We start from the raw sequence: 6,000 nt of genomic DNA, 5'->3' as shown, positions 1-6,000 counted from the left end.
GATGTTTCGGGGCGGCAGTCCTCTCTCAAAGGTGCTTGTGTTTTCAAGCTGGGAGATGGTCCCCCGTATGATTGCCAGTATGCTTTCTTATGAGGCGGAACGGCTGAACTGTGTAAAAATCAATGAGAACAAAGGAAATAAGACCAAACGTTACTTCGCTGCCGACAGCCTCGAAGCTGATAGTAAGCGCAAGCGCCGTGCTGTTGTTGTGCGTCTAAGGGACTATGCGGAAAAGGTTGTTTCGTATCCCTGCAAGAAGCTGAGTGAGCTTTATGACCCTCTTGAATATCTTGGGCGCGGCCTTGATTCCGTTCAAAAGGATGTCGCTAAAAAAGTACACGCACTGCTTGGGCAGATCAAAACCAAGTATGGGCTTTCTGAGGGGCGCGGCAGCGCAAAAGACTATTTCAACGTTATGTACCACCTGTTTGATGGTTTTGAGGGAGAAATGCCGTCCGTCCTCCCCTATAATGCGGAGGCTATTTTTACCAACATAGCCATTGCTTCGCCTGCTGTATGCGCCTATCGGCTGTTTAAAAACGATGAGCAGGCCGATACCTTAGCGGAGAACTTTGTATCGCTTTTCAACAAAACCGAGTCGATGGACATTGTGGATGTTCTCTACGGAAAGAACGATGATTTTTATTATGAGGATGTCCTTCGTTACTGTGCGGAGGGAAATTTGCAGGCTGTCCTTGATGAGTGGGCGTATGTCTTGGGCGAGAAGAGTGATGACCTATTAGAATCTATGCAAGGCTCGTTTCTCGGCACAGCATCTGTTCAGGTGGATACCTACGAATCGTTTTCCAGCCAATCGGCAAAGCCGAGGATGAGAAACCATTTTGCCGTAGGCTATTTTAACGCTCGGTTGGATGATAAAAATGTCCAGCGGACGGAAAGCATACGCTTAGCTTTCAATTCACCGTTCAGGCCCTTTGTTCTTGCAACTACATCAATCGGGCAGGAGGGCTTGGACTTTCACCTGTACTGCCGGAAAATATGTCATTGGAACTTGCCCTCAAATCCTGTTGATCTGGAGCAGCGCGAGGGGCGCATCAACCGCTATCTGTGCCTTGCGATCCGTCAAAGCATTGCGAAGAAGTATGGAAGCATAGCGTTCCACACCGACGTCTGGGACGAGATGTTTCATGCGGCCAGGGAAGCAGAAAAGCAAGACCTTTCCGACTTAGTCCCCTTTTGGTGTTTGCCTGACGACGGCAGTAACACTGTGAAGATTGAACGCATCGTACCGATGTATCCGCTCAGCAAGGATCGCCTTATATACGAACGTCTGGTAAAGGTTCTTACTCTTTACCGTCTTACATTGGGGCAGCCACGCCAAGAGGAACTCCTTGACGCGATTCACGCCGCGGAGCTGGATGACGAGACCCTCGACAAACTGTTCATAAACCTCAGTCCGTATTTCAGAAACGGACAAGCTTGCGGAGAGAAAGTGGAGGCGCTGATATGAAGGGTGATTACATTACCACCTATACGAAGCTATCCTTCTCGCCGCTTGACCCAAAACCGGAGGACATACGCATTGTCGACATAGCCCATGCCCTGTCTTTGATGACACGGGCAAACGGCCATTTTAAGCGATTTTATTCCGTTGCCCAGCACTCCATTAACTGCGCCCTTGAAGCGCGAGCAATGGGATGTGCCAGAAAGGTACAGCTTGCTTGCCTTTTGCATGACGCAAGCGAGGCCTATCTATCTGACATAACGCGCCCAGTCAAAAAGCACCTGCCGTCATACCTTGAAATTGAAAACAAACTGCAAGGCACGATTCGTCAGGTATATGGACTTTCTCCAACGGATGCGGAACACGCTGTTGTAAAGCAAATTGATGATACGATGCTGTGGCATGAGTTTTTTGTGCTGATGGATGAACTGGTTTATGAGCCAAAGCCTATCATACATAGCAAGCCAGATTTTTCGGAACGTCCATTTCGGGATGTGGAAAATCAGTTTCTTTGGCTGTTTAACTCGTTGACCGGCGAGGGCAAAACGCACAAATGCGTTGGGGTTGATGGAACCAAGGGCGGTTGGCTTGCAGCGTGTATGAAGGCTGATGCAGTCAGCATTCAGTTGTATCGCACAATCCATGAACTGTGTGCGGAGTATTCCGATACCGATAGTATTCTAATCGACATTCCGATTGGGTTGCCGGAAAGCGATACGGATATTCGTCCTGACAATGTGTTGAGGAACAATCTAAAAGGTAAAGCATCAAGCGTCTTTAATACCCCTTGCAGACAGGCTGTATATGCCTCCAACTACGAAGGCGCTAACGCCATAAACAAGGATGTGATGGGAAAAGGGCTCAGCAAACAGTCCTTTGCCATTTGCGAAAAAATCAAGGAAGTGGATGCGTTTTTACAGAGCAATCCCGATTGGAAAAACAGACTTGTAGAAAGCCACCCTGAATATGGGTTTGCCCTACTCAATGTCGGCGCCCCTGTCGTGGAGAGCAAAAAGAAACAAGCCGGGGTAAGCGCCCGAATCTCTTTGCTGCGTCCGCACATCACCCACCTTGACACCCTTCTGACCAAAGTATCCGGCGATTCTGCCGTTAAAAATCGTCTCGACGATATTCTTGACGCGCTTTGTCTTGCTGTCATCGGAGAATTGGGGATGGCATATGGATTCTTTACATTGCCTGATCTGCCCCCAACAGACAGCAAGGGTTTAAAAATGCAGATTGTTGGCTCAAAAGTAGAGTAGATATTGGTTTGAATGGTGGGATAAAAATGATTGGAGCAATCATCGGCAACATTGTAGGGTCGCGGTTTGAGTTTAATAATCACATAAGCAAAAATTTTGAACTGTTCGGCAACGGCGCAGCCATGCGGGACAGTCCTGCGGGATTTACCGCCACTACGGAGCTGGAGGCGGAAGCTCTCTCAGAAACCGTGACCGCCGTAATCCACAACCACGACGAGGGAATCAAAGGCGCAAACGCAGTGACGATTGCGATTTATTTGGCTTGCCGCGGCTTACTACGGCGTTCCCGCCGACATGAAAGGAAAACCCCTCGCCTATTTAGACAAGGAGCTTTGCACGATTTATGCTGAATGGATGGCGTTTGTCCCTGTGGACGATGAAAAGTTCAAGGTGCTTACAAAGTATATCAGGAAGCTTGATGTGGCTGATTTATTCGGCAATTGGATAAAAAAGAATTGCAGAAGAATCGACATCCTGTTAGATGCTGATTTAGGGATTTTCACATTGGAGCTGATTGAGGCGACTCTCCATTATAAGTACGAGCCAAAGTATGAGGGCTTTTTGGCGCAGCGGTAAGCCGCATCATAAAAACTATCGAGGAACGGGGTGAAATGCCATGATTGGTACTACTGATCTTCAAATCGAAATCATGTCCTATGACAATTTTGAAAAATCTGTTGCGTATGACTTGGACAGGATACTCTTTGATTTGAATAATAAAATAGAGTTCTTGTCGAGCCAAGCGGATAAACTCGACTACCTGATTGCTATCGGCAGCGGAGTGCTGTGCAGTTTGCTCGACATTCTTTGGGTTGGCGATTTCAGTTTCGAGCGAGGTCGTGGCATTGCGAGCGATGAAATAGATAGCCTTGTCACAAAAACGGCGAAACTATTGGGTTGCAAAGACGATGACGTAAAGTCAGCCGTAGAATTTCTTGAAAAGAAATTTCCGATACCAAGCGATGGCAACACGCCGGGCTTTGGTGGCGGCTTGCAGCATCATCTCCGTGATTTTGCGCATCACCCTACTATTGTAGGACTGATATTTTCGCTCCTTACGCAGTTTACTTATAGGTCATACGGCACTGACGTCAACGGAGTATTTAAAATTGCAGATGTTACAGAAGTGAGCAGACAGTTCATCGGCGAGGATGTCCCATCAAAAATACTCTTTGGAACAATCACTTGGTTCTTTCACCTTGTAAGCGATGTGGCCGGTTCAAGCAGTTCTGTTGGCAAGAGCGGCGGCACCGGAATACCCGGGCCCCTACTTGCTTTGGCAAAGGAACTGTCCGCGCTTCCTTTTTTTAAGAACATAAATGTCGGCAATAATTCACTATCCGTTTTTTTATCAAAACTCTTTAACGGCACTTTGCTTGCAAAGCATGACGAATCCGGCACGATTATCAAAGATACTGTGTTGAAGTTTGATTTGCGGGGTGAACTCGGCATTGGAATCGAACTTGGCCGACAGGCGATTCCTGTTGTCGCAAATGAATGCATCGTGAGAAGTTTCTATTTCATTCGCCGCCTTGCAATGGAAATACGCGAAAACGATATTCGCTCTGTCGCAGGCTTAAAACAGATTGAATGGAGCAAAGTTAAGCCGCTGAAGAATCCTACCATAAGCAGAATGCTTACGATTTCAACAGGCGTATTTACTACCGTCGATGTCAGTGAAGCAATTATTACTCAAAAATACTGGGTGTCTATCAACTACGTTGGCATTGGACGGTTCGCCGTTGCTATCGGCGAGGATGTTACTTGGTATTTGAAGGCCAGAAATGTCCAGAAAATAAAGCAAATGTATGAGGACATCAAACGGTTTACATATGCGCAATCCGATGAAAACATTTATAAAAGAATGGGTGCCGATATGAATATAGATAAACTTGGCTTAACCGTTGAGCAAACAGAGATTCTATACAATCTCGAATACCACAAAACTCTAAACGACATACAGTCCGCCAAATTACTTGTTAACAATGAAGGCGTAAAGCGTCTAAAACAGGACTGGCTTTATGAGTGGAAAGGATACATCTCAAAGGGTTTTTCAGGCTTCTTGCAAATTGAGGATGCTGAACTTCACTGGTATACGGAGCAAGAGCTGATCCGGAAAGTTGAGAAAAATGAGCCGCAGAACACATGGTTCCGACTGGTACTTCTTGAAACAATGCTTTTCGAACCTTATTATCCTTTGGAGCTTGAAAAAGACAAAAAAGGCAATGACATACCGAGCAAAAAATTTAAAGATTTGCAGAACATCATTAACGGCTATAAAAAAGGCATCGGTGACGACTACCTTGATTCGTTTTTCTCTAGAAGTTATTATTCGAAAGGCTACATCAAGAGGCTTCGGAAGTGCTATGACAAAGTGCTGCGAGAACTGAATGAGGTTCTCAAAACAGTAATTACTTCGTTATCCATTACGGCGGTGATAGCGATTGCCGCTATTGCAACAGCAGGGGCATTCGCTCCAACGATTGCCGTTGCGTTGGTAGGTTCGAATTTTGTGGGACTTAGCGGAGCCGCCTTAACAAGCGCTTGTCTTGCCTATCTTGGCGGCGGTGCGATTGCTATCGGTGGTGCCGGAATGGCTGGCGGTACGATAGCTGTTGTCGGTGGCGGTGCGGTTTTGGGATTCGGTGTCGGTGCCGGTATCGGTGGTGCTGTCGGTGCCGTCGGCTTGCTTGGAAAGCAAAACACCATTTTACAGTCTGCAAAACTCCTCGTTTCAGTCAGAGAAATATTTCTCAATGACGAACATGATACCGTGTATTCAAACAGTGTATATGAGCAGTATGTGCAGAACATTATGGATATCGAAAAAGGTGTGGTCGAATTGAAACTTCAAGCAGATGTGGCAAGTGGCAAAGAAAAGAAAGACCTAAAGAACAGGATAAAGAAAGCCGAAGAGTCCGCTGAGGCTATGAAAATCGCAAGGAAAAGCTTAAGCAAATTCATGAGCTCATTTGAAGTTGGATTGTCCCAAGAATAAATTGAGCTACTGAATCCTTGTGAGATTGAAAGAGAGGTTTGTCTGATGAAGATTGAGATGGGAGCTAAAAAACAAAGATATCCTTGCCGATCTTTTGAAATGCTCCGATGAAGTGGCTGGCACTTCGAGGATCGAAGGAAACTCGTGAGAAATAAAAATTATACCGCTAAGCGTCACAAAGAAATTGGCAGTATTTCAACCGTTGGTAGATAAAGAGTTGGCTGAACTACAAGTATAGCAGTATAAAAAAGCAACCGCAAAGGATTTTCTCCCAT

At 46.1% G+C, this 6,000-nt stretch carries 5 protein-coding genes; all 5 read left to right on the top strand.

Annotation, left to right across the window (positions count from 1 at the left end; translation table 11 throughout):
* A partial coding sequence (locus V7M78_RS09150) for a helicase C-terminal domain-containing protein (RefSeq protein ID WP_333648671.1) occupies positions 1 to 1,471 on the top strand: 1,471 nt, incomplete at its 5' end.
* Complete coding sequence (locus V7M78_RS09145; protein ID WP_333648669.1) at positions 1,468 to 2,727, top strand: DUF429 domain-containing protein; 1,260 nt, start codon at positions 1,468 to 1,470, stop codon at positions 2,725 to 2,727. The genes V7M78_RS09150 and V7M78_RS09145, both read left to right, overlap by 4 nt.
* 26 nt (positions 2,728 to 2,753) lie before the next feature.
* Entirely contained in the window at positions 2,754 to 3,077 is a 324-nt protein-coding gene (locus tag V7M78_RS09140; protein ID WP_333648667.1) for an ADP-ribosylglycohydrolase family protein, read from the top strand.
* Positions 2,974 to 3,303 carry a hypothetical protein gene (locus V7M78_RS09135; protein ID WP_333648763.1) on the top strand — a complete coding sequence of 110 codons (330 nt, stop codon included), beginning with the start codon at positions 2,974 to 2,976 and terminating at the stop codon, positions 3,301 to 3,303. The genes V7M78_RS09140 and V7M78_RS09135 overlap by 104 nt, the downstream gene beginning before the upstream one ends.
* Positions 3,304 to 3,343: 40 nt before the next feature.
* Complete coding sequence (locus V7M78_RS09130; RefSeq protein WP_333648665.1) at positions 3,344 to 5,725, top strand: hypothetical protein; 2,382 nt, start codon at positions 3,344 to 3,346, stop codon at positions 5,723 to 5,725.
* Positions 5,726 to 6,000 lie beyond the last annotated feature (275 nt).

The sequence above is a fragment of the Lacrimispora sp. genome (assembly GCF_036758025.1).
Lineage (GTDB): Bacteria > Bacillota > Clostridia > Lachnospirales > Lachnospiraceae > Lacrimispora.
Note: the sequence above shows the minus strand (reverse complement) of the source record. Positions and strands in the feature narration are given on the sequence as shown.